This is a genomic window from Aquamicrobium sp. NLF2-7 (assembly GCF_022359935.1).
In the GTDB taxonomy this organism is placed as follows: Bacteria; Pseudomonadota; Alphaproteobacteria; order Rhizobiales; family Rhizobiaceae; genus Mesorhizobium; species Mesorhizobium lusatiense.
Map to the genome: position 1 here is coordinate 550,537 of NZ_JAKSED010000001.1, position 22,696 is coordinate 573,232.

The 22,696-nt window shown below is 60.5% G+C and carries 13 protein-coding genes; 4 read left to right on the forward strand and 9 right to left on the reverse strand.

Annotation, left to right across the window (positions count from 1 at the left end):
• Positions 1–76: 76 nt before the first annotated feature.
• Positions 77–1,054, reverse strand: a complete 978-nt coding sequence (locus tag MIC97_RS02795; RefSeq protein ID WP_239798756.1) for a quinone oxidoreductase — start codon at positions 1,052–1,054, stop codon at positions 77–79.
• A 6-nt stretch (positions 1,055–1,060) separates the two neighbouring features.
• The gene (gene pcsA / locus MIC97_RS02800) at positions 1,061–1,897 is read right to left on the reverse strand and encodes a phosphatidylcholine synthase (RefSeq protein WP_239798757.1); all 837 of its coding nucleotides are present in this window, start codon (positions 1,895–1,897) and stop codon (positions 1,061–1,063) included.
• A 185-nt stretch (positions 1,898–2,082) separates the two neighbouring features.
• Between pcsA and MIC97_RS02805 the strand changes: the two genes are divergently transcribed.
• Positions 2,083–3,312, forward strand: coding sequence for a UbiH/UbiF family hydroxylase (locus tag MIC97_RS02805; protein WP_239798758.1), 1,230 nt, complete (start codon positions 2,083–2,085; stop codon positions 3,310–3,312).
• Here the strand turns inward: MIC97_RS02805 and MIC97_RS02810 are convergent.
• On the reverse strand, positions 3,289–4,248 hold the full coding sequence (locus tag MIC97_RS02810) for an AEC family transporter (protein WP_239798759.1): 960 nt from the start codon (positions 4,246–4,248) through the stop codon (positions 3,289–3,291). The two genes, MIC97_RS02805 and MIC97_RS02810, sit on opposite strands and share 24 nt — an antisense overlap.
• Positions 4,249–4,448: 200 nt before the next feature.
• Here MIC97_RS02810 and hspQ point away from each other — a divergent pair, with 200 nt between their 5' ends.
• Positions 4,449–4,787 carry a heat shock protein HspQ gene (hspQ, locus tag MIC97_RS02815; protein WP_210307340.1) on the forward strand — a complete coding sequence of 113 codons (339 nt, stop codon included), beginning with the start codon at positions 4,449–4,451 and terminating at the stop codon, positions 4,785–4,787.
• 138 nt (positions 4,788–4,925) lie between these two features.
• Here hspQ and aspS read toward each other — a convergent pair whose 3' ends face one another.
• Positions 4,926–6,716, reverse strand: coding sequence for an aspartate--tRNA ligase (gene aspS, locus MIC97_RS02820; RefSeq protein ID WP_239798760.1), 1,791 nt, complete (start codon positions 6,714–6,716; stop codon positions 4,926–4,928).
• 217 nt (positions 6,717–6,933) lie between these two features.
• On the opposite strand from aspS, the gene rnd reads away from it, so the two are divergent.
• Positions 6,934–8,085, forward strand: coding sequence for a ribonuclease D (gene rnd / locus MIC97_RS02825; protein WP_239798761.1), 1,152 nt, complete (start codon positions 6,934–6,936; stop codon positions 8,083–8,085).
• A 42-nt stretch (positions 8,086–8,127) separates the two neighbouring features.
• Here the strand turns inward: rnd and MIC97_RS02830 are convergent, their stop codons facing one another.
• Positions 8,128–8,550: an MAPEG family protein gene (locus MIC97_RS02830; protein ID WP_239798762.1), complete on the reverse strand. Its 423-nt coding sequence runs from the start codon at positions 8,548–8,550 to the stop codon at positions 8,128–8,130.
• Positions 8,551–8,974: 424 nt separating this feature from the next.
• Between MIC97_RS02830 and MIC97_RS02835 the strand changes: the two genes are divergently transcribed.
• Positions 8,975–10,507: an alkaline phosphatase D family protein gene (locus tag MIC97_RS02835; protein ID WP_239798763.1), complete on the forward strand. Its 1,533-nt coding sequence runs from the start codon at positions 8,975–8,977 to the stop codon at positions 10,505–10,507.
• 30 nt (positions 10,508–10,537) lie between these two features.
• On the opposite strand, the gene MIC97_RS02840 is transcribed toward MIC97_RS02835, so the two are convergent.
• The 4 genes from MIC97_RS02840 to MIC97_RS02855 form a co-directional block, all read right to left on the reverse strand.
• The gene (locus MIC97_RS02840) at positions 10,538–11,227 is read right to left on the reverse strand and encodes a D-lyxose/D-mannose family sugar isomerase (protein WP_239798764.1); all 690 of its coding nucleotides are present in this window, start codon (positions 11,225–11,227) and stop codon (positions 10,538–10,540) included.
• A gap of 40 nt (positions 11,228–11,267) precedes the next feature.
• A complete protein-coding gene (locus MIC97_RS02845) occupies positions 11,268–12,020 on the reverse strand; it encodes a heme ABC transporter permease (protein WP_239798765.1) in 753 nt (250 codons plus the stop codon).
• A gap of 61 nt (positions 12,021–12,081) precedes the next feature.
• Positions 12,082–13,863 carry a glucan ABC transporter ATP-binding protein/ permease gene (locus MIC97_RS02850; protein ID WP_239798766.1) on the reverse strand — a complete coding sequence of 594 codons (1,782 nt, stop codon included), beginning with the start codon at positions 13,861–13,863 and terminating at the stop codon, positions 12,082–12,084.
• A gap of 276 nt (positions 13,864–14,139) precedes the next feature.
• Positions 14,140–22,695 (reverse strand): glucoamylase family protein, encoded by an 8,556-nt coding sequence (locus MIC97_RS02855; protein ID WP_239798767.1) that lies wholly within the window; start codon positions 22,693–22,695, stop codon positions 14,140–14,142.
• Position 22,696: the final 1 nt, after the last annotated feature.

The following is a 22,696-nucleotide window of genomic DNA, read 5'->3' on the forward strand; positions in this document are numbered from 1 at the left end:
ACTGGCGCGTTTCTGCGCAAACCGATGCTTACTTTGAAAGAGCTTCAATAATTTCGATGGCATTCGCAGCGATGATTCAGGGAACGAGAACGGTTGTTCCCGTGGTTTTGCGCCCCTCCAGATCGGAATGGGCGCGCGCCGCATCCTTGAGGGCATAGCGCTGATTGACCATGATTTTAACGGCCCCCGACAGCACCACCTCGAACAAAGCCGCTGCCGACGCTTCAAGTTCCTCGCGCGTGACATTGTAGCTGAAAAGCGTCGGGCGGGTCAGGTACAGCGATCCTTTCCGGGCGAGAATGCCGATGTCGAAAGGTGGGATCGGACCTGAAGACTGACCGAATGAAACCAGTGTGCCGAGCCTCTTCAGGCAGTCCAGTGAGCCTGCAAACGTGTCGTTGCCAACCGAATCATAGACGACATCGCATTTCCTGCCGTCGGTGATGCGTGCCACTTCCTGCACGAAATCCTCCCGGCGATAGTCTATCACGTGATGGAACCCGTGAGTTCGCGCGAATTCGGCCTTTTCCGGCGAGCCGGCCGTTCCGATGACGGTGGCGCCAAGATGATGCGCCCACTGGCCGAAGATCAGTCCCACCCCGCCGGCCGCTGCGTGATAGAGCACGGTGTCGCCGGGCTTCACCCGGAAGGTACGGCGCACAAGATATTCCACCGTCATGCCCTTGAGCATCATGCCGGCAGCCTGCTCATCGCTGATCCCATCGGGAATGCGAACGACCCGATCGGCACCCACAACGCGCTGCTCCGAATAGGCACCCAGCTGCACGACATAGGCGACCCGGTCTCCCGGGGACAACCAGTCGACCCCCTCGCCCACTTCGAGAACCACGCCGGCAGCCTCGCCGCCTGGCGTGAATGGCAGGCCGTTCGGTGCTGGATAGAGGCCGGTGCGATGGTAGACATCGATGAAGTTCACGCCGATCGCCGTGTGGCTCACGAGAATTTCACCCGGACCGGGGCGGCCGGGATCCGCGTCCTCGAAAACCAGCACTTCGGGACCGCCATGCTTATGGATACGAATTGCCTTGGACATGTCAGCTCACGCCTTCTTCGCGCCGAGATTTGGGAAAAGCTGCATGATGCCACCGATGCAGAACAGGTAAAGCCCGGTGACCGTGATGCCGCCCTTTGTAAACAGGCTGACGTTTTCCGCCAGTATGCCGATCTGGTTGTAGAATTCGGCCAGCGCCGATTCCGCCAGCGCCAGAACCCCGAACGCGCACCAAAGCAAGGTGATGGCGAGATTGATCGGGCGCAGGCGCCTGACCCGCACCGGATGCAGGAAATTGATCGGCACGAAGGTCAGCAGTCCGCAGATCACGACCACAGCGAATGACACCCATTCTCCCGGCCCGACCACGAACAGCGTGAACACCACCATGTTCCAGACCACCGGGAACCCCTTGAAGAAGTTCTCCTTGGTCTTCATGCCGGTATCGGCATAGTAGATCGCGCTCGAAACGACGATGATGGCGGCGGCGATAAACGACAGCCCCTCGCCCATCAGTCCGAACTGATACAGCGCGAATGCAGGAATCAGCACATAGGTGACATAGTCGATGATGTTGTCGAGTAGTTCGCCCGACCATGTCGGCAGGATTTCCTTGACCTCCAGCTTGCGCGCGATCGGGCCGTCTATGCCGTCCACGAACAATGCCAGTCCCAGCCACCAGAACATCGCCGTCCAGCGCTCTTCGCTGGCCGCAACGAGAGAAACGAAAGCAAGGAAAGATCCGGACGCCGTCAGAAGATGGACGGAAAAGGCTCTTGCCTGTGGCCAGGTCACCTTCTTCCTCGGTCTGGGAATACGGTCCCTGATCTTCCTGCCGGTCGGTTTTTTATCCACGGCCACCAGTCCATCTTGCATGGCATCCATAATCCCTCTTGATCAACCACCTGTCCGCCGGGGTCAATGCGGGAGCGTGGATTAGACATAAGGCCACACAGGATTTCTTGTCCGTAACAGGCGCAAAAGCGTTGTTTTTCTTGCAGCGGCTGAAAGGTCGCGTTGATGGCCCGGTTGAGAAAGGCGTATAGCTCGGGCGACAAGGAGGCTCCGATATGCCAACGACCGCCATCCCTGCTGAAACCGAAGCAAAGATCCTCGTTGCCGGAACCGGCCCTGCCGGTCTGATCGCCGCGCTTTCCTTTGCCGGAGCAGGCTTTGCGGTCACGCTGGTCGGTCCTGAGCCCAATATCGAGGACGGGCGCACCACGGCGCTGATGAATCCCGCCCTCGAAACGCTGGAACGGATCGGCGTTCTGGCAGCGCTGTCAGATCAGTCCGCCCCGCTGAAGATCATGCGTATCGTGGATGCAACGGAGCGGCTGATCCGCAGCACGCCCGCAACTTTCCATGCCGGTGACATCGGTGAAGAGCGCTTCGGCCTCAACATACCCAACAAGGTGCTGGTGGCGACGCTGGCGCAGGCCGTTGCTGCAAACACGTCGATCGACTGGAAGAAGACGCTGGTGGAAAGCTGGAACCTCGGTTTCGACGAGGCAGTGGCGCGGCTTGCCGATGGCAGCGAAGTTTCAGGAAAGCTGGTCGTTGCTGCGGATGGGCGCATGTCGCCGGCCCGCCAGGCCGCCGGCATTTCGGTATCATCGCATCCATTTTCGCAGGCGGCGCTGGTTCTGAATTTTGGCCACACGCTCGATCACAACTTCACCTCCACCGAATTCCACACCCAGACCGGGCCGTTCACGCAGGTGCCGCTTCCCGGTGGCCGCAGATCGAGCCTTGTCTGCGTCGTGCGTCCCGAAACCGCCAGCGAACTGGCGGCACTGGACGACGATACCCTGTCACTTCACATTGAGCGGCGCATGCAATCCATGCTGGGGCGAGTGACGGTGGAGCCGAAGCGCCAGATCTATCCGCTGTCGACCTCCACACCGAAGCGCTTTGCCAGGAACCGGGTGGCGCTGGTGGGCGAAGCTGCACATGTGTTTCCGCCCATCGGCGCACAGGGGCTGAACCTTGGCATCAGGGATATCGTCGATCTGGTTGATGTTTCATCAAAAAACCGATCTGATCCCGGATCGGACAAGGCAATGATCACTTACGATCTCCGGCGCAGGCCCGACATCGTGGCCCGCACCAGCGCGGTCAATCTCCTCAACCGGTCGCTGCTGTCGAATATGCTTCCTGCCCAGATCGCTCGCAGTGCCACGCTTGAGCTGCTCGGCCGCTTTGCACCGCTGCGTGCTTTCTTCATGCGTGAAGGGTTGCATCCGGGTAGCGGTTTTTCCGCATTGGGCAGCGCGTTACGGGAACAGATCCAGCGGTAGGATCCCGGCCCTGATCATGTAAAGCAGGCCAGTGACGGTCACGATCGAGGCACAGGTCGTGACCAGTATCGTTGCCGAAGCCCGCTCGACCCACACCCCATATTGCTGGGCGATGACGAAGACATTGGTTGCTGTGGGCAACGCCGCCAGCAGAACGGCGGAAAACAGCCAGACCTCCGAAAAATCTCCCATCAGGCTCAGCATCACGTAGCAAAGCAGCGGATGCACGACGAGCTTGAGCAGGCTGATCGGCACGATTTCGACAGGTATGCGTCGCAGCGGCCGCAGGGCAAGCGTCACCCCCATGGCGAACAGGGCGCAGGGAGCGGCCGCGTTCGCGAGATAGCCGAGCAAACGGTCGAGCGGCAGTGGCGGGCTCCATTCAAGATAAGCCGCCAGAACGCCAAGCGCAGTCGCGATGATGAAGGGGTGCAGCACAATGCGGCTGACGATGCCTGTCACAAGCTGCGGCCATGACCTGCGGTCGTCACCGCCAAGCGCCATCATCATCGGGGCAATGGTGAAATGCATGACGTTTTCGAAACAGAAGATCAGGGCGACCGGCACCGCGGCCTTCTCTCCGAAGGCGAGCACCGCCAGCCCCGGCCCCATATAGCCGATATTGCCGTAAGCAGCCGCCAGCCCCTTCACGGTGGATTCCGCGATATTGCCGGCTACCAGCAATGAGCCCGCGAACATCATCATGAAAATCAGAAATGTGGAGAACACCGATCCAAAGATGAAGCCCCATTCCGTCAGCTCTTCAAACGGCGTTCTGGCCAGAAGCTGGAAGAACAGGGCCGGCAGTGCGACATAGATGATGAAGGTGTTCAGCCAGCCCAGCGCTTCGACAGGCTGGCGCGTGATGCGTGCGACGGCGAACCCGACGAAGATCAGCCCGAAGAACGGAAGAACGAGGCCGGCAATATCGGACATGATCGTTTTGCCTCTTAACCGGCCAGCAGCCTTGTGTCCGGAGCACAGCCAGCTTTCAGATTCGCCCCCTGAACTTCAACCCGCTGTGAGAAATTTCGGGATTTCGCTGCAGCCCTGCGATCCGACCCGCAAACAGGCTCACATGGCTGTGTAACCTGTTCAGCATTGAATTAACCGGTGTGATGAGCCAAATAAGAAGCATGGACAGACTGGCGATCAAAAAAGCAAAGTTTTCAATCGGACAGGTTGTGCGCCATCGGCTTTTTCCGTTTCGCGGGATCATTTTCGATGTCGACCCGGAGTTTGCCAATACCGACGAATGGTATGAGGCAATTCCTGTCGGTGTTCGCCCCAGCAAGGACCAGCCTTTCTACCATCTTCTGGCTGAAAACTCCGAAACGGACTACATCGCCTATGTTTCCGAGCAAAATCTGGTTGAAGATGTTTCAGATGAGCCTGTGCGTCATCCGCAGATCAGAGAATTGTTCCTGAAGACGCCGGATGGACATTACGAACCCAGATATCAGGTTCGTCATTAGAGCAATTCCTGCAAAAGTGCGCAGCTGTTTTGCGCTCGTAATTGCGTAGAAAAGAGCGCTTCTGCCTTTACCCGAAATCACTCAAAGAAAAGCCCCGCTCGCTTCATAAGCGGCGGGGCTTTTCTGTTGCCTGATCGCTCAGGCTTCCTTTTTCTGCGGCATGACGCGCAGTTCCAGTTCGCGCAGCTGCTGCGGCGTAGCCGGCGCTGGCGCTCCCATGAGCAGATCAAAGGCCTGCTGGTTCATCGGGAACATGGTGACCTCGCGCAGGTTCTTCGCACCGACGAGCAGCATGACCACACGGTCGATGCCGGCCGCCATGCCGCCATGCGGCGGTGCGCCATACTGGAACGCGCGATAAAGACCGCCAAAGCGCTCTTCCACCGTCTGACGGTCCAGTCCCGCGATCTCGAAGGCCTTGACCATGGTTTCGGGAAGATGGTTGCGGATGCCGCCGGAAGCGATCTCGAAGCCGTTGCAGACCATGTCGTACTGATAGGCCTTCAGGCTCAGCGGGTCCTGACCGCTCAGCGCCTCGATGCCACCCTGCGGCATCGAGAACGGATTGTGGGCGAAATCCACCTTCTTCTCGTCTTCGTTCCACTCGTAGAACGGGAAGTCGACAATCCAGCATAGCTCGAAACGCTCGCGATCGACGAGGTTCAGTTCCTCACCCGCGCGGGTGCGCGCGGCACCGGCGAAAGCAACGAACTTCTTTGGATCGCCCGCAACGAAGAAAGCAGCATCGCCATCTTCAAGCCCCAGTTGCTGGCGCACGGCCTCCGTACGCTCCTCGCCGATGTTCTTGGCGATCGGTCCGGCGCCTTCGAGCTTGTCGCCTTCCTTGCGCCAGAAAATGTAGCCCAGACCCGGCTGCCCCTCGCCCTGCGCCCATGAATTCATGCGGTCACAGAATGCGCGCGAGCCACCGGTCTTCGCCGGAATGGCCCACACTTCGGCCTTGGGATCGTTGGCGAGGATGTTTGCGAAAACCTTGAAGCCGGAACCAGCGAAGTGCTCGGACACGTCCTGCATCTCGATCGGATTGCGCAGGTCCGGCTTGTCGGATCCGTATTTGCGCATGGCTTCGTCATAAGGAATGCGGCGGAACTCCTGCGTCACCGGCTTGCCGTCGGCAAACACCTCGAACACGCCGCGCATTACCGGCTCCATGGTGGCCAGCACGTCGTCCTGCTCGACAAAGCTCATTTCGAGGTCGAGCTGATAGAATTCGCCCGGCAGGCGGTCGGCGCGCGGATCCTCATCGCGGAAGCAGGGCGCGATCTGGAAATAGCGATCGAAGCCTGACACCATGATGAGCTGCTTGTACTGCTGCGGAGCCTGCGGCAGCGCGTAGAAAGTGCCCGGATGGATGCGCGACGGAACCAGGAAGTCGCGTGCGCCCTCGGGCGACGACGCGGTCAGGATCGGGGTGGAATATTCGGTGAAACCCACCTCGCCCATGCGCTTGCGCATCTCGGCGATGATCTTCGTGCGCATCACGATGTTTCTGTGCAGCGTTTCGCGGCGCAAATCGAGGAAGCGATACTTCAGGCGGATATCTTCCGGATAGTCCGGCTCGCCGAAAACCGGCAGCGGCAGTTCCTTCGCTGCGGAAAGCACCTCTATCTCAGTGGCGAAAACCTCGATCTCACCGGTTTCTAGATTGGGGTTCACGGCATCGGCTGCGCGCGCCTTGACCTCGCCGTCGACGCGAATGACCCATTCGCCACGCACGGTTTCAGCCGTCTTGAAAGCCGGCGAATCCGGATCCGCCACGATCTGCGTCAGCCCGTAATGGTCGCGCAGGTCGATGAACAGCAGGCCGCCATGATCGCGAACGCGATGCACCCAGCCCGAAATACGGATATTTGAGCCGACATCGGCCTTTCTCAACTGCGCGCAGGTGTGGCTGCGATAACGATGCATTGCCTGATTTTCCGCCTAACAATGGTTCAATGGGGCCGAAGCACTTGCCCGACCGCAAAATTGGCGCGAAAAGCGCATGGGCAGGCCCTTTTGTCAAGGCAAGAGGGCCTTAAGCCGCCTTTCGGGGCCCGTCTTGCCACTCGTTTCACATCCGATGGCTTGACGCGCCCGTCTGCGGCTGGAATTGAGAAACGAGTTTGATCTGAAAAGCGATTTGATGAACCTTATTATCACGCAGAGCGAACTCGAGAGCGCCATTGAAAGACTCGAGCAATCGGACTTTGTCACCGTTGACACGGAGTTCATTCGGGAAACAACGTTTTGGCCGGTTTTGTGCCTGATCCAGATGGCGGTGCCGGGCTTTACCGCGCTTGTCGACCCGCTGGCGCCCGGCCTCGACCTGAAACCCTTCTTCAGGCTCATGGCCAATGAGAATGTGGTCAAGGTCTTCCACGCCGCGCGGCAGGATATCGAGATCATCGTTCATCAGGGCGATCTGGTTCCCTCCCCGATTTTCGACACGCAGGTGGCTGCGATGGTGTGCGGGTTCGGCGATGCCGTCTCGTACGACCAGCTCGTCCAGAAGATCACCGATGTCAGGCTCGACAAATCCTCCCGCTTCACCGACTGGCGCTACCGCCCGCTTTCGGAAAAGCAGCTGGAATATGCCCTGGCAGACGTGACGCACCTGATCGACGTCTACAAACATCTGACGGCCCAGCTTGAGCGCGAGGACCGCGCACACTGGCTGAAGGAAGAGATGCAGGTTCTGACCTCGCGCGAAACTTATGATCCGCATCCGGACGATGCCTGGAAGCGCCTGAAGATGCGCGTGCGCAAGCCGCAGGAGCTGGCGATCCTGAAATCCGTCGCCGCATGGCGCGAGCGCGAAGCGCGCGAACGCGACGTGCCGCGCGGCCGGATCATCAAGGATGACGCTATTTACGAGATCGCCCAGCAGGCCCCGCGCGACAGCGATGCGCTCGGCCGACTGCGGACCATTCCCAAGGGCTGGGAGCGCTCGTCTACCGCCGTGGCTCTGCTGGGAGCGGTGAATGCCGCCCTTGCCGTGCCGAAGGATGAATTGCCAAAGCTGCCTAAACAGCAGCAACAGCCGGAGGGCACCAATGCCGCGGCCGAATTGCTGAAAGTGCTTCTGAAGATCATCGCCGAACAGCAAGGCGTTGCTGCCAAGGTGCTGGCGTCGAGCGATGACATCGACCAGATTGCCGCTCATGGTGAAAAAGCGCAGGTACCAGCTCTGCAGGGCTGGCGGCGGGCAGTGTTCGGCGAAAAGGCGCTTCGTCTCGTGCGCGGCGAAATCGCCATCAAGTTCGAAAAGCGCAAGATCGTGCTGCTGGAAGTCTGAGCCGGATACTGCCGGGTCAGGTGATGGTGGTCTGATCTTTCTTCAGACCGCTCCGGCCAGATGCAGCGCAAACCACGCCCACAAAAGCACCAGCACCAGAAAGCCGCCGCCGAACAGCATGCCGCGCCGCGAAACGCGGTTGCTGGTGACATGCTCGAACGCGTGCGCGTAGCGCAGCAGCACGAACAGCCAGGCCAGTATCACGGCAATCCATGACACGCCCGCCGTCACATAAAGCGCCAGACAGACGGCATGGAACAGAACCGGAAGCTCGAACTGGTTCATGATATTGTTCGACACGGCGGCGCTGACTTCCGGCTCGCCGCCGGAGCGCAGCTTCCACTGGCCGCGTGCCACGGAACCGTTCAGAATCGCCTGCCGGCGGCGCATGCCGAGCAACGCATACATGATCGCCACCAGCGCGAAATGCGCCACCATCGGCCACAGAATTGCGATCGGGTTCATGTCGTCAAATCCACGTTGCGGGCAGCGCCCGGCTGGCATGCCCATTGTCAGGATAGTTCAGTTTGCCTTCCCACATCTAACCACAGCTCACCGGATTGCAAAAGAAATCCTCATTCATCCTTCAGCGCGTTGCATTCCGCCGATTCTGATAAAGACGGACTTTTAATTTAAAACAAATATTGTTCATGTATATATAATTACCAATGATATTTTTAATGAAAAAATGAATGAAAATCACGCGAAAACCCTAATGATAAACTGATTTCTGATTTTAAAATTTTATATGTTGTTCTGAAGTATGGAATTGGCGGCAGATCAAGAGACATTCTTGCATCGACGACACACCGTACAGCTCTGTCATGGGAGTGTTATCTCGCGGCGTTAGGTGCCGTTGCAGCGTAACTGCCAGCCGAAAGCGAGCCCCATGACCATCCTTCAACGACGCCAGTTTATTGCCGGTTCGGCAGCGGCCCTCATGGCCCCTGCGGTCTTTGTGAGCCGCACCGCCGCGCAAACGCCTGCGGCGTCCCTCTTTCCGTTTTCGGTGGCCAGCGGCGATCCGACCGCCAACAGTGTGGTGCTATGGACGAAGCTGGCCAGAGCCGCCGATGATCTCGAACTCCTCTCCGGACTGCCGATCGATGTGGAATGGATTGTGGCCGAGGACGAGCGCCTGTCGAAGGTCGTTCGCAGCGGTACAGGCAGCGCATTGCCGGAATATGGGCATTCGGTCCATGTCGATGTTCAGGGTCTGCGCCCCGATCGCTGGTATTGGTATGCGTTTCGCATTGGCGGTGAGATGAGCCCCATCGGCCGGACGCGCACATTGCCGGCCGCGGATGCGCTGATGTCACGGTTTCGGTTCAACGTCGTCTCCTGCCAGCACTGGGAAAACGGCTTCTTCGACGCCTATGACGGCATGGCCGACGACGATTCCTCGCTGGTGCTGCATCTGGGCGATTACATCTACGAAGTCGGCCGCGGTGGCGTACGTACGCACGAGACCGACAAGCCGCTCAGAACGCTCGACGACTATCGCCGTCGTCATGCGCTCTACAAGACCGATGCGGCTCTGCGGCGCGCGCACGAGCGATTGCCGTTCATGGTCACGCTCGACAACCACGATGCGCTGACCGAAGACTCCAGCGATGCCGGGGAACTGGCGCGTCGCGCCGCCGCGTATCATGCCTGGTACGAGTTCCAGCCGGTGCGCCATGCGCCTGCCCTGCACGCTCCGACCATGCCTGTCTTGCGGGGGCTCGATATTGGCGACCTGTTGCGGGTCAGTATTCCGGATACCCGCCAGTTTCGTGATTCCGAAAGTGTCTGCGCTGCCGGATCCGACAAGGATTTCGCCTTTGGCGTGTTCCAGAAGCCGTGCGAGGCAGCCGAAGATCCGCAACGTTCCATGCTGGGCGTCGCGCAGGAAAACTGGCTGGATGCGCGCCTTTCGGGTTCGCAGGCAAAATGGAACGCCATTGCCTCAACCGTGATGATGAGCACCTTCGACATGGATCACGAAGGCGAGCTGTATCGCTATTTGCAGTCGTGGGACGGCTATCCGGCCGCCCGGCAACGCATTCTGGATCGCATTGAAGGTTCCAGGGTCTCAAATCCGGTTTCGATCGGAGGCGACATTCATTCAACGCTGGTTTCGGAAGTCACCCACCGCGTGGGCGAGGAGCCCGGCAGGTCGCTGATGACGGAATTCGTCGGCACCTCGATCAGCTCGCTCTGGCCGGAGCCTCTGGCCAGGCCGATGCATGATGCCCTCCCCGCCAATCCTCAGGTTCGCTACTATGAGAGCCAGAAGCGCGGCTACATGCATTTCGACGTAACGCCGGAAATCCTGAACGTACAGATGCGCGCAATCGACCGCACCGACCAGCCCGGCGGCACCGTCCATACCGACAGGACATTTGTTGTCGAGAATGGGCAGGTGGGCGCAAAGTCTTAAAGCGCGCGGCAATGGAGCTGGCGATGCGTACTACCGCGCCAGCCAGCGCTCATAGTCCGAAACCAGAAGGTGAGCCGGCTCTACATCTTCCTCGATCTCGGAAAACCGGCCGATAGGGTCGCGGAAGATGTTGTCGGTGAGGTCGTCGTTGACGGTGGAGACCTCGCCGATCAGAACGTCGCCGCCCTCGCCCCAGAACGCGTGCCATACGCCCGGCAGCAGGGTCACGCTCTCACCGGGGTCTAGCTTCAGGAGACCGCCGGCAGAAAGCCTGCGAATGGTCCCGTCGACGGGAACGGACACTTCGGCATGTGCATCTATCCCGCCCTCTGTGTCGGGCATGAACAGCTCCAGCACGAGCTTGCCGCCGCCGCGGTTGATAATGTCCTCCGCCTTGATGACATGGCGGTGCATGGGTGAGATCTGGTCCCTGCGCGAGATCATGATCTTTTCGGCATAGAGCATGCCGGCACCCTTGCTCATATCCTCGAAGCGGCCATTGCGGACCGTGAACAGGAAGAGCCCCAGCTCGTCGAATTTCCCCTGTCCGTAATCGGTGATGTCCCAGCCCAGCCGGGCATCGAAGACACCAGCAGATTCCGCCCCGCGCCGCTTCATTTCTTCGGGGGACCAATAAGCGAACGGCGGCAGGATATAACCGAAGGAGCGGATGAAGGCGTCGCCCTCACGGATAATTTCATTCACTCCAGAGCGCTTCATGATCCCTCCCCGTCAGTGTTTTTAGCCGGCGTCCCGAAGGTCAGTGCTCTCCGCGAGCAGCCAGCCTGCGCATGGAAGCGATACGCCGGCGGCTGATCTCGGTGCGCATGGCCATCATGTGCAGTGTGAAGAAAAGCAGCGTGAAACCGATCGCCATGATCAGAAGCGGCCTGAGCAGGCTTCCGTCAATGGTCGGCCCGTCGACACGGAACACGGAAGCCGGCTGATGCAGCGTGTTCCACCAGTCCACCGAGAACTTGATGATCGGAATGTTGACGAACCCGATCAATGTGATGATCGCCGCCGACCATGCCGCCTTGCCCGAATCTTCCAGCGCGCGCGTCAGCGCGATGATGCCGAGATACATCAGAAACAGCACGAATACGGAGGTCAGGCGCGCATCCCACACCCACCATGTGCCCCACATGGGCTTGCCCCAGATGGACCCGGTAATGAGCGCCAGAGCTGTGAAGCATGCGCCAATAGGCGCTGCCGACTTCAGGGAGACATCGGCGAGCGGGTGGCGCCATACCAGCGTGCCTATCGCGGAGGCTGCCATCAGCGCGTAGCACATCATGGAAAGCCAGGCGAACGGCACATGAATGTACATGATGCGCACCGTCATGCCCTGCTGGTAATCCTCGGGTGCGGCAAAGCTCATGTACAGGCCGATCGCCAGAACAAGGCACGCTGCACCCGCCAGCCATGGAACAGCTCTGTTCGCAAAACTGACGAAACGCGTCGGATTGGCTAGGTCCATCCAGCTGGCAATGCGGGTGCGTGAAACTGTCATGACAAGCTACATAACCTTGCCCTGCGCCGCGGGCAACTGCGACGCAAAGGCCGGTGCTTCGTCAGGCAGCAGCGTCCTCGTTCACCGGCGAGATCCGCGACAGACGACGCACTTCCTCGTCATTGAGCAGTCCGCCGGCCCGCAGCAGCGAAGCAAAGCGGCCATTGCGCAGGGACAATTCCGCAAAGCCGCCCATCTCGACGACCCTGCCCTTGTCCATGAACACCACAAGATCGGCATCCCGGACGGTGGTCAGGCGGTGGGCGATGATGAAGGTGGTGCGGTCACGGCGCAGCTCGTCGATCGCCTGCTTCACACGCTCTTCCGTTTCCACGTCAAGCGCGCTGGTGGCTTCGTCCAGAACGAGGATCGGCGCATTCTTCAGCACAGCCCGGGCAATGGCGATGCGCTGGCGTTCGCCGCCCGACAATTGCCCGCCGCGCTCGCCGACGATGGTGTCGTAACCTTCGGCCTTGGAAAGAATGAAATCCTGTGCCGCCGCAGCCTCTGCCGCCGCGTGGATTTCCTGATAGGTGGCGTCAGCCTGCCCGATGCGGATGTTGTCCTCGATCGAGCGGTTGAGCATGCCGGCATCCTGAAATACGGTAGCAATGCAGTTTCTGAGCGACGACGTGGAGACGCTTCGCGTGTCGATGCCATCGATCAGGATGCGACCTCGCTGCGGCGTGAACACGCGCTGCAGCATGTTGATGAGCGTGGTCTTGCCCGCACCGGTCGGCCCGACGATCGCGACTGTCTGGCCGGCGCCCACCTCGAAGGTGACATTGTCCAGCCCCTGCCCCGAATTCGGAAACTCGAAGCCGACATTCTCGAAACGGACATGACCGGAAACCCTGCCGATATCACGCAGGCCTTCCGGCTCGCGGATTTCAAACGCTGAATCCTCCATGCCATAAAAATCCTCGAGCTTGGCGCGAGCCTCCGAGATCTGGTTCACGAAAGTGGAAACCTGATCGAGACGGGCAATGAGCAACGTAGCGAAGCCGGTGAAGGCGATGACGTCGCCGATCCGCAGCTGGCCGTTCATGACCAGAAACGAACCAATCAGCAGCACAACCATCATTGAGATCGTGGATGAAAGCCGGTGCAGCGCGCTGGCCAGGGCCCACCAGTCCAGAACCGGATACTGGGCGTCGAGGAGCTCGCCGACAAACCGCTTCAGGGCTGCCGTTTCGTGGCCGATGCGGTTGTAGCTCTGCAGCACCGCAACGTTGCTGACGGAGTCGGATACATGCGCGAACACCTTGTGGTAGTGGCGTTCGACGCTCGCCTGCCCTTCCCGGGTCTTGCGCATGACCAGACGGCCGACGCCGTAATATACCACGCCCAGCACCAGCAGGACCATCGACATGCGCAGATCGAGCGACAAAGCGGTGGGTACGAGCAGCATCAGAGCCACCGCAGTGGACAGATGCTGGCGCATGAATTCCAGCCACAGGGAAAACAGCGTTTCCACTGCCCGCAGCAGCGTATGCAGCGAATTGGACGTGCCACGCGTGTGGTGCCAGGCCAGCGGCATATTGATGATGCGCTCGAACGACTGCGAAAGCACTTCGCCGCGCAGTTTGTGAGCCATGCGATCGGCGCCGCGCGCCACAAGAACGAATGCAACGATGTTGAAGGCGCCAAGGCCGGCCCAGATCACCAGCGGCGGAACCACGTTCACGCGCTCGGAAATCGCGTCGATGACGCGACCGAACATGATGGGCTCAAGGATAGCGACGATAGCCAGGGTGACATTGGCGGCACAAATAAGCGCAACGCGCTTCCTGTCTGCCGCCATATAACCGAGCGCTCTCCAGTAGACTTGCAGAAGGGACACTCGTTTACTCCGCGAAACCGTTCATTGTGCGATGCACCATTTCTGGAAACATATGAACCGATGTGAACCAGAACAATGTTCCCTTAACGCGGGAGTTCCCGTTTCGCGAACAAAACATAGCTACGAAACGAAATCTGGCGTGATCGACTAACGGTTTGAGATCAAACGTAAAATGTCCTTCTGAAGGCGAAATTGCGGCAATCCCGCAAGGGGACTGCCGCAATTTTAGCGGGAAAGCACATGTCATTGGCAGGGCAGCGGGCAGGCCGCCCTTATTTAAGGCTTCTTGCTGGCACCAAGGCGATGCTGAGGACCATTAGTCGGCAAGGTTACGACAACTTCTGTCTGGCCTTGCGAAAGCGGAAATGTTGTGCCGTCCAGCTTCCTGCCGTTTACCTCCAGCGAAATCGCTTTCGCAGCCCGGTTGCGCACGACCCGGATGGTCTGAGAGCCGCCGCCCAGAGCCAGTCTGGCCGTATAGCCGTCCCAGTGCGCGGGAATGCGCGGGGTGATCTCGATCGCGTCACCACGCCTGTTGATGCCGAGTATGGCTTCGACAGCTGCGCGGTAAAGCCATCCGGCAGAGCCCGTGTACCATGTCCATCCGCCCCGGCCTGCCTTGTCGGCCGCATAGACATCGGCGGCCACGACATAAGGTTCGACCCGGTAATGTTCGGCGGAGGCCTCATCCGTGGAGTGGCTGACGGGATTGAGCATGGAGAAACATTTATAGGCTTCCTCGACGCGACCCATTTCAGCCAGCGCAATGACGAACCACGTCGCCGCATGGGTGTACTGGCCGCCATTCTCTCGGACGCCGGGCGGGTAGCTCTTGATGTAACCGGGATCCTTGTCCCAGTTTGCGAAGGGCGGCGTGAACAGCTTGAGTATGCCGTGCTCCTCGTCGACCAGCATTTCTCCCGCGTTGTCCATGGCCGTGCGGGAGCGGGCCGGGTCGCCCTCGCCTGAAATCACGCTCCAGGACTGGGCAATGGAGTCGATCTTGCACTCCTGCGACTCGCGGGAGCCCAGCGGTGTTCCATCGTCAAATGTTCCGCGACGATACCACTGGCCGTCCCAGCCACTGTTTTCGAGCGCGCGCTTGAGCACATCCGCATGGGCCTGCCACGCCTTTGCACGCTTTGCATCGCCCTGTTCACTGGCGATCGGAATGAAATCGTTCAGCGTCCTGAGCAGGAACCAGCCGAGCCAGACGCTCTCGCCCCTTCCCTCGTCGCCCACGCTGTTCATGCCGTCGTTCCAGTCACCGCCGAGTATAAGCGGCAAGCCCGAGGGACTGCTGCGCTTCACAGCAAGGTCCAGCGCGCGGGCACAATGCTCGTAAAGCGGGACAATTTCGGCGGAAGGCTCCGGAGTGAAGAAGGCATCGTGCTCGCCCTCCCCAAGCTGCGGCCCCTGAAGGAAGGGCAGCTTTTCGTGCAGAATGGCCTGATCGCCTGAAACCTCGATGTAATAAGCAGCGGCATGGGCGAGCCACACAACGTCGTCCGATATCATGGTGCGAACGCCTGCACCCATGCGCGGAAGCCACCAATGCTGCACGTCGCCCTCGGCAAACTGACGTCCGGCCGCATTCAGTATCTGCGCCCGGGCAAGACCGGGATCATGGGCCATCAGCGACAGCGTATCCTGCAACTGATCGCGGAAACCGAAAGCGCCACTTGCCTGATAGAAGGCAGAGCGGGCGCGGATGCGGCAGGACAGGCTCTGATAAGGGAGCCAGTGATTGACCATGAAATCGAGCGTCTTGTCGGGCGTCTCTACCTGAATGGTGTCCAGGAAGTCACGCCATCCAGCCTCGGTTTGTGCAAGGCGGCTATCGAAATCGACGTTACGGTGTCTCTCGATAAGTGCGGTTGCTTCCTGTGGGCTTTCAGCATCGCCGAGCAGCCACAGGAGTGTTACCTCGCCATCGGCGGCAAGCTCGACATCGCGGGAGAGCGCCGCGCAGGGATCGTCTCCGGCTTCGATACGGCCCGAAAGCGGGCTGCCGGCGAGCACCGCGACGGGCTTCTGGCTTGAACCGCCCCTGCCGATGAATTCGCCGCGATCGGCTGTGACCGAGTCCGGCCTTTGATCACCGGCAAGGAAGGCGACCCGCCTGCCAAAATCGAGATTGTACGGGTTGGTTGCGAGCATGGCGCCCGTCGCGGCGTCCTGCGAGGGAATGATGGTGCCGGCGGTTCTGGAACGATGGGTGCCGAGAACCCATTCGGCATAGGCATAGACACGCAGATGCGCCGTGCCGGCCCCCGTGTTGCGGATGCGCAGGCGCGATATCCGCACCGGATCTGCAGGGTCGACAACGTGGGTAAGCTCCATGTCCAGCGCGCCGCGTCTGGCGCGGAAGGTCGTAAAGCCCTGCCCGTGGCATGTCTCGTAAAGCACGCCCGGATCGCGCACCACTGCTGCCAATGGCGAAAATGAAGCGCCGCTGTCGAGGTCATGAACGTAGATGCCCTCGCCCGGCCGGTTGGTTACCGGATCGTTCGACCATGGGGTGAGCTGATAATCGCGACTGTTGCGGCTCCAGCTGAAGGCCGCGCCTTCGGCGGAGGTGTGGAAGCCGAAAGCGTCGTTCGAGATCACATTGATCCACGGCTGCGGCGTAACCGTACGCCCCGCCAGCCGCACCACATAGCGGCGGCCATCGCCCTCGAAACCGCCAAAACCGTTCCAGTTGGACAGCCCCTTGCCATCGGCCGTCTTCGGCTTGAGCGGGACGCTCGGCTCCGGTGCTGCCGTCGCTACTGCGCCGATGGCGACACCGCTGGCGGTTTCGCGCGCCTGAAGCGCTGTTATTTCCGCGCGTTCGATCTGGTCGCTGATCGTGCCGTTGCGCGTATGCAGAACCACGCGCGCCGAGGCCAGCAGCGTGCGATAGGTCGGCTCGTCCATCAAATCGCGGCGCACCGCGAATATGTGCTGGCGCGGGCCAAGCTCGGAGCCGCGCAGGCGGCTGTTCTCGCACAGATAGTCGATGGCCTGCTGCAGATCCTGCACATAGGACGAGGACTGCTCGTTGACGATGACCAGATCGGCGGTCAGTCCGCGCGCGCGCATATATTCCTGATAGCGCAAGCCCTGCGCCACGATCTCCAGATCGGCAAGATCGTCGATGCGGATGGCGAAGATCGGGTAATCGCCCGAAATGCTGGTCGGCCAAAGGCTGGACTGCTTGCCGAGCCCTGCCGAAATCGCCTCCGACGGCAGGCGCATGTTGGCATCGGGGTAGATCAGATAACGCGCCAGACTTTGCCCGATAGCGGCTTCGGCGAGGCTGAGGCCGAGATGGCGGGTCTGCACCTGCGACCGCGTCCATGACAGCATGGCCTGACGGGCAAAGCTTTCGGGATGATCGAGGCGGTTGATGGCGTCGTCCAGCTCTTCCCGGTTGGCTCCCACGCAGGTCCAGAAGGTGAGCGACACCTTCTTGTTCGCCGGGACGCGCACTTTCCGGCGCAGCGCGGCAATGGGGTCGAGCGTGAAGCCCGCATTGCCTTCCAGCCGCGCGCCGGGCTCCATGGCCGCGGGATCGGAAATGTTGCGCCCGCGCCCAATGAAGGCGCGCCTGTCGGTTTCGGCTTCTGTATCGCGGGCAAGGCCGGTCGGGTCGGTCACGAAATGCACAGCGACGATGTCAGCCTCGCGCTGATCGCGCTTGCGCCGCTTCGCGAAGATCGCACCATTGTCGTCGGCGATCTCGGTTTCCACGAACATCTTGGAGAAAGCCGGATGCGCATTGTCCGAGGCTTCGGGCGCCAGAACCAGCTCAGCAAAGGATGTCACTTCAATGTAGCGATCGCTCGAACCGTCATTGTGCAGCGTGACCCGGCGGCCCTCGCCGTGGCCTTCGGAAATGACGATGCATTCCACTTCCGAGCGCAGCGACTGCACCACCTTGGCAAACGTGGCCTTGTCGTCGGAGAAGTAGGTCTGTGACACCTCGCCGGGCGCCTGCTTCGGCTCCGCCGTGGCGGACCACCAGTCTCCCGTATCGACGTCGCGCAGGAAGATGTAGGAGCCCATGCGGTCTTCCACCGGATCCGGCTGCCAGCGCGTGACCGCCAGATCGCCCCAGCGGCTGTAGCCGGAGCCGGTCGCCGTCACCATCATGGAATAGCGTCCGTTGGACATCAGGCTGGTCGCGCGCAGCGCGTTGGCCGGGTCCGGTATGATGCGGGTGTCGAGGCTCTGGACTTCCTGTTCGTCGAGCAGCGGCCGTTCCTCCGCCTCGGTGCGGACCGTATCGGCCGGAATTTCGCGCGGTGCCTTTTCCTGAAGCAGAAGCTCGGCCGATTCGATCACCGGATCGGAGTGGAACCGGTCCCGCAGGCGGCCCTCGAACACGACGTTCGCCACGGCGGCAATGGTCATGCCGGAATGGTGCGCATAGTAGTTCAGCACCACGGCATGGTTGGCGCCTTCGGGCACACGCTGCGGCGTGAAGTCCACGGCGTCATGGTAGCCATACCGCCCCAGTGCACCGATGCTTTTCAGGCGCTTCAGGTTCTCAACCGCCTCGCGCGGCATGAACTGGGCGGCGAGAATGGTGGCATAGGGCGCGATGACGAGATTTTGCGCGAGGCCCCGCTTCAGGCCAAGGCCCGGCACGCCGAAATTGGTGTACTGGTAGGTGAGCTCACGGTCGCGCGCATTGTATGCCGCCTCCGAAATGCCCCATGGCACGTTTCTTGAGCGACCATACTGTATCTGGCGCTTGATGATCAGATTGCTGGTCTGGTTGAGCAGGCTGCCGTGCGGCTCCTTCATCACCAGCGGCGGCATCAGATACTCAAACATCGAGCCTGACCATGACATCAGGGCACCACGGAAGCCGATCTCGACAATCGGGCGGCCGAGCTTGAACCAGTGTTCAGTCGGCAGATCGCCCTTGGCGATGCCGAACAGGGAGGTCATGCGCGCTTCGGAGGCCAGAAGATCGTAGCAGCTCTCGTCAAGCTGATGCTCATCGACGCGATAGCCAATAGAGAGCAGCTTGCGCTCGTTTCGCATCAGGAACGAGAAATCCATTTCGAACGCGTAACGGCGCGCCCTTTCCCGCAATTTGAGCAGACGGGTCCGCAGTTCCTCGACCGTACGATCGTCGGCATGGGAATCGTGGACATGCGCTTCGCAGGTCGCTTCGAGCCTTGCCGCCCAGTCGACCAGGATTTCGGAACGGGCAGAGCCCACTTCCGTATGCATGGCGACCGCAAGCTTGCGGATTTCTCCCGACAGCACCGACAGGTTGATGGTGCGGATGGACGCCATCTCGGGCTGTTCCTTGATGGTCAGAACAGCGCGGCGCATACCATCCAGCCGATCGGCCAGACGCTGGCGCAGCGGCCGCAACTGGCGCCTGTCGTCCGGCAATTCGTCGAGGCTTTCATCGATGATCGCCACAACGTCGAGCACGCCTTCGAAATCGCCGTGCAAGTGAACCGAAGGCGCTTCCGCCCACTCGGCGCAGGCCGCGGCCACGGTTACGAGGTGGCCGGCGAGATTGCCGCTGTCCACGCTGGAAATGTAGAGCGGGTGCAGGGGGGCCAGCGTTCTGGTGTCATACCAGTTGAAAAGGTGTCCCCTCTCGCGCGGCATGATCTCGATGGTTGAAAGCGTGACTTCGATCCGCGAGACGGCATCCGCCATACTGATCCAGCCGAAATCCCGGGCTGAAACCACCGAAAGCAGATAGACGCCCACATTGGTCGGCGATGTGCGGGGCGCCACCACCGGTGCGGGGCTTTCCTGAAAATTGTCCGGCGGAAGATGATGGTGCTCTTCGGTGACGAAATTTTCGAAATAGTGCCAGGTCCGCCGCGCGGCGATCCGCAATTCGTGCATGTCGCGCGGTGCGAGGTGAAGCCGGTCCTCGGTTTCGGCCGAGCGGCTGATCAGCCAGGCGAAAGCCGGCGAGCCAACCCAGAACAGAGCAAAGAAGAATGCAACGAAAGCGCCGGTCGAATCGTTGAAAACGGGAATGGCGAGGCCGACGACGCCGATGATGACGGCCCCGTACATGGCCGAATAGTACGAGCCGAGATCGTTGGCTCCGCTCTTATGGGCCTGCGAGGCAGTTCGCCATTCGAGCAGGTTCTTTCGTGAAACGAAGAGCCTGTAGAGCGTGCGGATGATCGCATCGCCCATCATCCATGCGGAATGGGCCATCAGCACCACGCGCAGCGCCACATTGGCCGTGCCAAAAGCGATGTCCCGCGCCAGTGCGGAAAAATGGCCGCGCGGCGTGGTGTCCAGGCTCTTGGGGAAAAGGCCGTTCACGATGTTGAATGTGGGCGCCATGAACAGCGTCAGGATGAGTAGCGCCTGCCACTGGGCGGCTTGCGTGAAGGGCAGCAGCGTCCAGCCGGCGATGGCCGCCATGACCCAGAAGATGGGTGTCAGCGTGCGCCTGAGATTGTCCACCATCTTCCAGCGTGACAGCGCCGGCACACCCGAAAGCGGATTGAGGATGAAACGCAGAAGCTGCCAGTCGCCCCTCGCCCAGCGGTGCTGGCGCGAGGCATCGACGGAATAACGGGTGGGATAATCCTCGACCAGTTCAACATCGGTGACCAGCGCGGAGCGCGCGAACGAGCCTTCGACGAGGTCATGGCTGAGGATGGCGTTCTCGTCGAAGCGGTCCTTGAGCGCGGCTTCAAAAGCATCGATGTGATAGAGGCCCTTGCCGGTAAAAGTGCCGTCGCCGAAGACATCCTGATAGAGATCGGAAACCGCGAAGACGTAAGGGTCGAGCCCCCTGTCGGACGAGAACACACGTTGCAGGAATGACGCCTCGTCGCCGGTGGTGAGCGACGGTGTGATGCGCGGCTGCAGAATCGTGTAGCCGGCGCTCACCTTCTTGGCCGCCGCATCGAAATGCGGGCGGTTGAGCGGATGGGCAAGCTTGCCGATGAGCTTGGAAACCGCATCACGTGTCGTGCGGGTATCCGCGTCCAGCGTCATCACATAGACGACGCCTTCGGGAAGCGGTGCGTCCAGCGGCAGAAATGTCGTGTCGCCGTCGCCGCGCAGCAGCAGATTAAGCTCGTGCAGCTTGCCGCGCTTGCGCTCCCAGCCCATCCATACACCCTGAGACGGGTTGTAGAGGCGGCGGCGGTGAAGGAGGTGGAAGCGGGGCGTGCCCTGCGACGGGTAGCGCTGGTTGAGGCGGTTGATCTCGGCTCTGGCGAAATCAAGGATTTCCGTGTCGGACTGGCTCAGCTCCCTGTCGCTGTCCGGCCAGTCGGATAAAAGCGCGAAATAAAGCTCATCGGAAACATTGGCGAGATGATGCACCTCGATGTTGCGGATGTTTTCCTCCACATCATCGCGCGAGCCAATCAGCGAAGGTACGACGACAAGCGTGCGCGATGCGGCAGGTATTTCTTCCTTGTAGTCATAGCCGATCAGCCGCGTGGGCTTCAGGAACAACAGCACTACCGTGTTGAAGAACCCGAGAGCGCCTTCGCTCGCTGGTACAGCGAACAGGATCAGCATGATCGCGAGCGCCCAGCCGGACAGACCAAGGGCGGCGAGCGCATTGCCACTCATGTAAAGCAATAAGGCGGTGAGGGCGAAGACGGGAACCGCTATGCCGGGCCAGCCCGCCTTGCGGAAGGAGCGCTTCAGCGACAGGCCGAATGAGGGACGAAAACCAATCTCCCGCTCCAGCACCTCGCGGCGCGGCCCAACCAGATAAAAACCCACATCTGCTGTTTCGCCGGCCGACTTTTCCGCCAGTGCCACTGCGGTCTCGGCAACGTCATATTCCGACCGGCCCGAGCGACGGGCCAGTTCCTCGATGGCTGTGCGGTACTGGTCGCGTGAGGCAAAATCGAGCGCTGCGTAATCGCCTCGCTGGCGAAGCAGTTCGTCAATGCGGCTGACTTCCTCGAACCACACCGTCCAGTCGACATCATTGATAAGGCGCAGGCCCCTGATGATGTTGCCGGTGGTGACATTGCCGGCCGACAGCGTCTGGTGCTCGGCCATAATGATCTGTTCGGCGTCGGAGCCGGATTTCTCAAGCTCTCCTTCAAGCCACAAAAGGGCCCTGCCCGCATTCTGCGATCCATCCCGAAGGCGGTAGAGAAGCTGGGTGGCGAAGGTCGTGTCGCGGGCGTAGACACCGTACCGGTCAATGGTCTGCTCCCGCTCGCTGCCATCGGCAGAGGCAAGAGCCGTATCGGCAACCTCGTTTGCCACCAGACGCATTTTCCTCGCGCGCTCCACGCGCACCGCAAGACGTCTGAGGTTTTCGATGAGCACGAAACGAAGCAGCGAGGGCAGCGCCCATATCTCGCCGATCTTCATCGGCTCGACAGCCTGAAATCCCTCCACGATTGCCTTGAATGTCTGGGCGGAAACAGAACTGTCGGAATGCGCCACATAGGCCCAGGCGATCGCCAGCGCGCGCGGCACGGAGGTCCCGTCTTTTAGCGGCAGCGTGGGAAGCTGTTGATAAAAGCGGCGCGGCAGGTCGCGTTTGATCTGATAGATCGTTTCTTCGACCAGATAATTATTGTCGAGCAGCCACTGGGCTGCTGGCGTGATCGTCTCGCCTTTCGCCTGAGCGGCATTGGTTGACCGGTAAACTTCCAGAATTTTGGCCGCACTTTCGCGAATGCGGTTCTGGAAGTCGAAAGCGCCGAGCCCCGAAAGACTGTGCGTATCGCCCTCGGCCATCTGCCGTCCGAGCAGCCTGAGCCTGTCTTCCTGATAAAATTGCGACCTGATCGGTTCCTCCGCAGCCGAAGGAATGGATGCTGGCTCGATTGTCAGTTTATCCGGGCTGGTCTGAATATTCATA

What these genes read in the sequence shown, in the direction of transcription:
- MIC97_RS02795 (WP_239798756.1), bottom strand. Translation starts at nt 1,054, where the DNA reads ATGTCCAAGGCAATTCGTATCCATAAGCATGGCGGTCCCGAAGTGCTG.
- pcsA (WP_239798757.1), bottom strand. Translation starts at nt 1,897, where the DNA reads ATGGATGCCATGCAAGATGGACTGGTGGCCGTGGATAAAAAACCGACC.
- MIC97_RS02805 (WP_239798758.1), top strand. Translation starts at nt 2,083, where the DNA reads ATGCCAACGACCGCCATCCCTGCTGAAACCGAAGCAAAGATCCTCGTT.
- MIC97_RS02810 (WP_239798759.1), bottom strand. Translation starts at nt 4,248, where the DNA reads ATGTCCGATATTGCCGGCCTCGTTCTTCCGTTCTTCGGGCTGATCTTC.
- hspQ (WP_210307340.1), top strand. Translation starts at nt 4,449, where the DNA reads ATGGACAGACTGGCGATCAAAAAAGCAAAGTTTTCAATCGGACAGGTT.
- aspS (WP_239798760.1), bottom strand. Translation starts at nt 6,716, where the DNA reads ATGCATCGTTATCGCAGCCACACCTGCGCGCAGTTGAGAAAGGCCGAT.
- rnd (WP_239798761.1), top strand. Translation starts at nt 6,934, where the DNA reads ATGAACCTTATTATCACGCAGAGCGAACTCGAGAGCGCCATTGAAAGA.
- MIC97_RS02830 (WP_239798762.1), bottom strand. Translation starts at nt 8,550, where the DNA reads ATGAACCCGATCGCAATTCTGTGGCCGATGGTGGCGCATTTCGCGCTG.
- MIC97_RS02835 (WP_239798763.1), top strand. Translation starts at nt 8,975, where the DNA reads ATGACCATCCTTCAACGACGCCAGTTTATTGCCGGTTCGGCAGCGGCC.
- MIC97_RS02840 (WP_239798764.1), bottom strand. Translation starts at nt 11,227, where the DNA reads ATGAAGCGCTCTGGAGTGAATGAAATTATCCGTGAGGGCGACGCCTTC.
- MIC97_RS02845 (WP_239798765.1), bottom strand. Translation starts at nt 12,020, where the DNA reads ATGACAGTTTCACGCACCCGCATTGCCAGCTGGATGGACCTAGCCAAT.
- MIC97_RS02855 (WP_239798767.1), bottom strand. Translation starts at nt 22,695, where the DNA reads ATGAATATTCAGACCAGCCCGGATAAACTGACAATCGAGCCAGCATCC.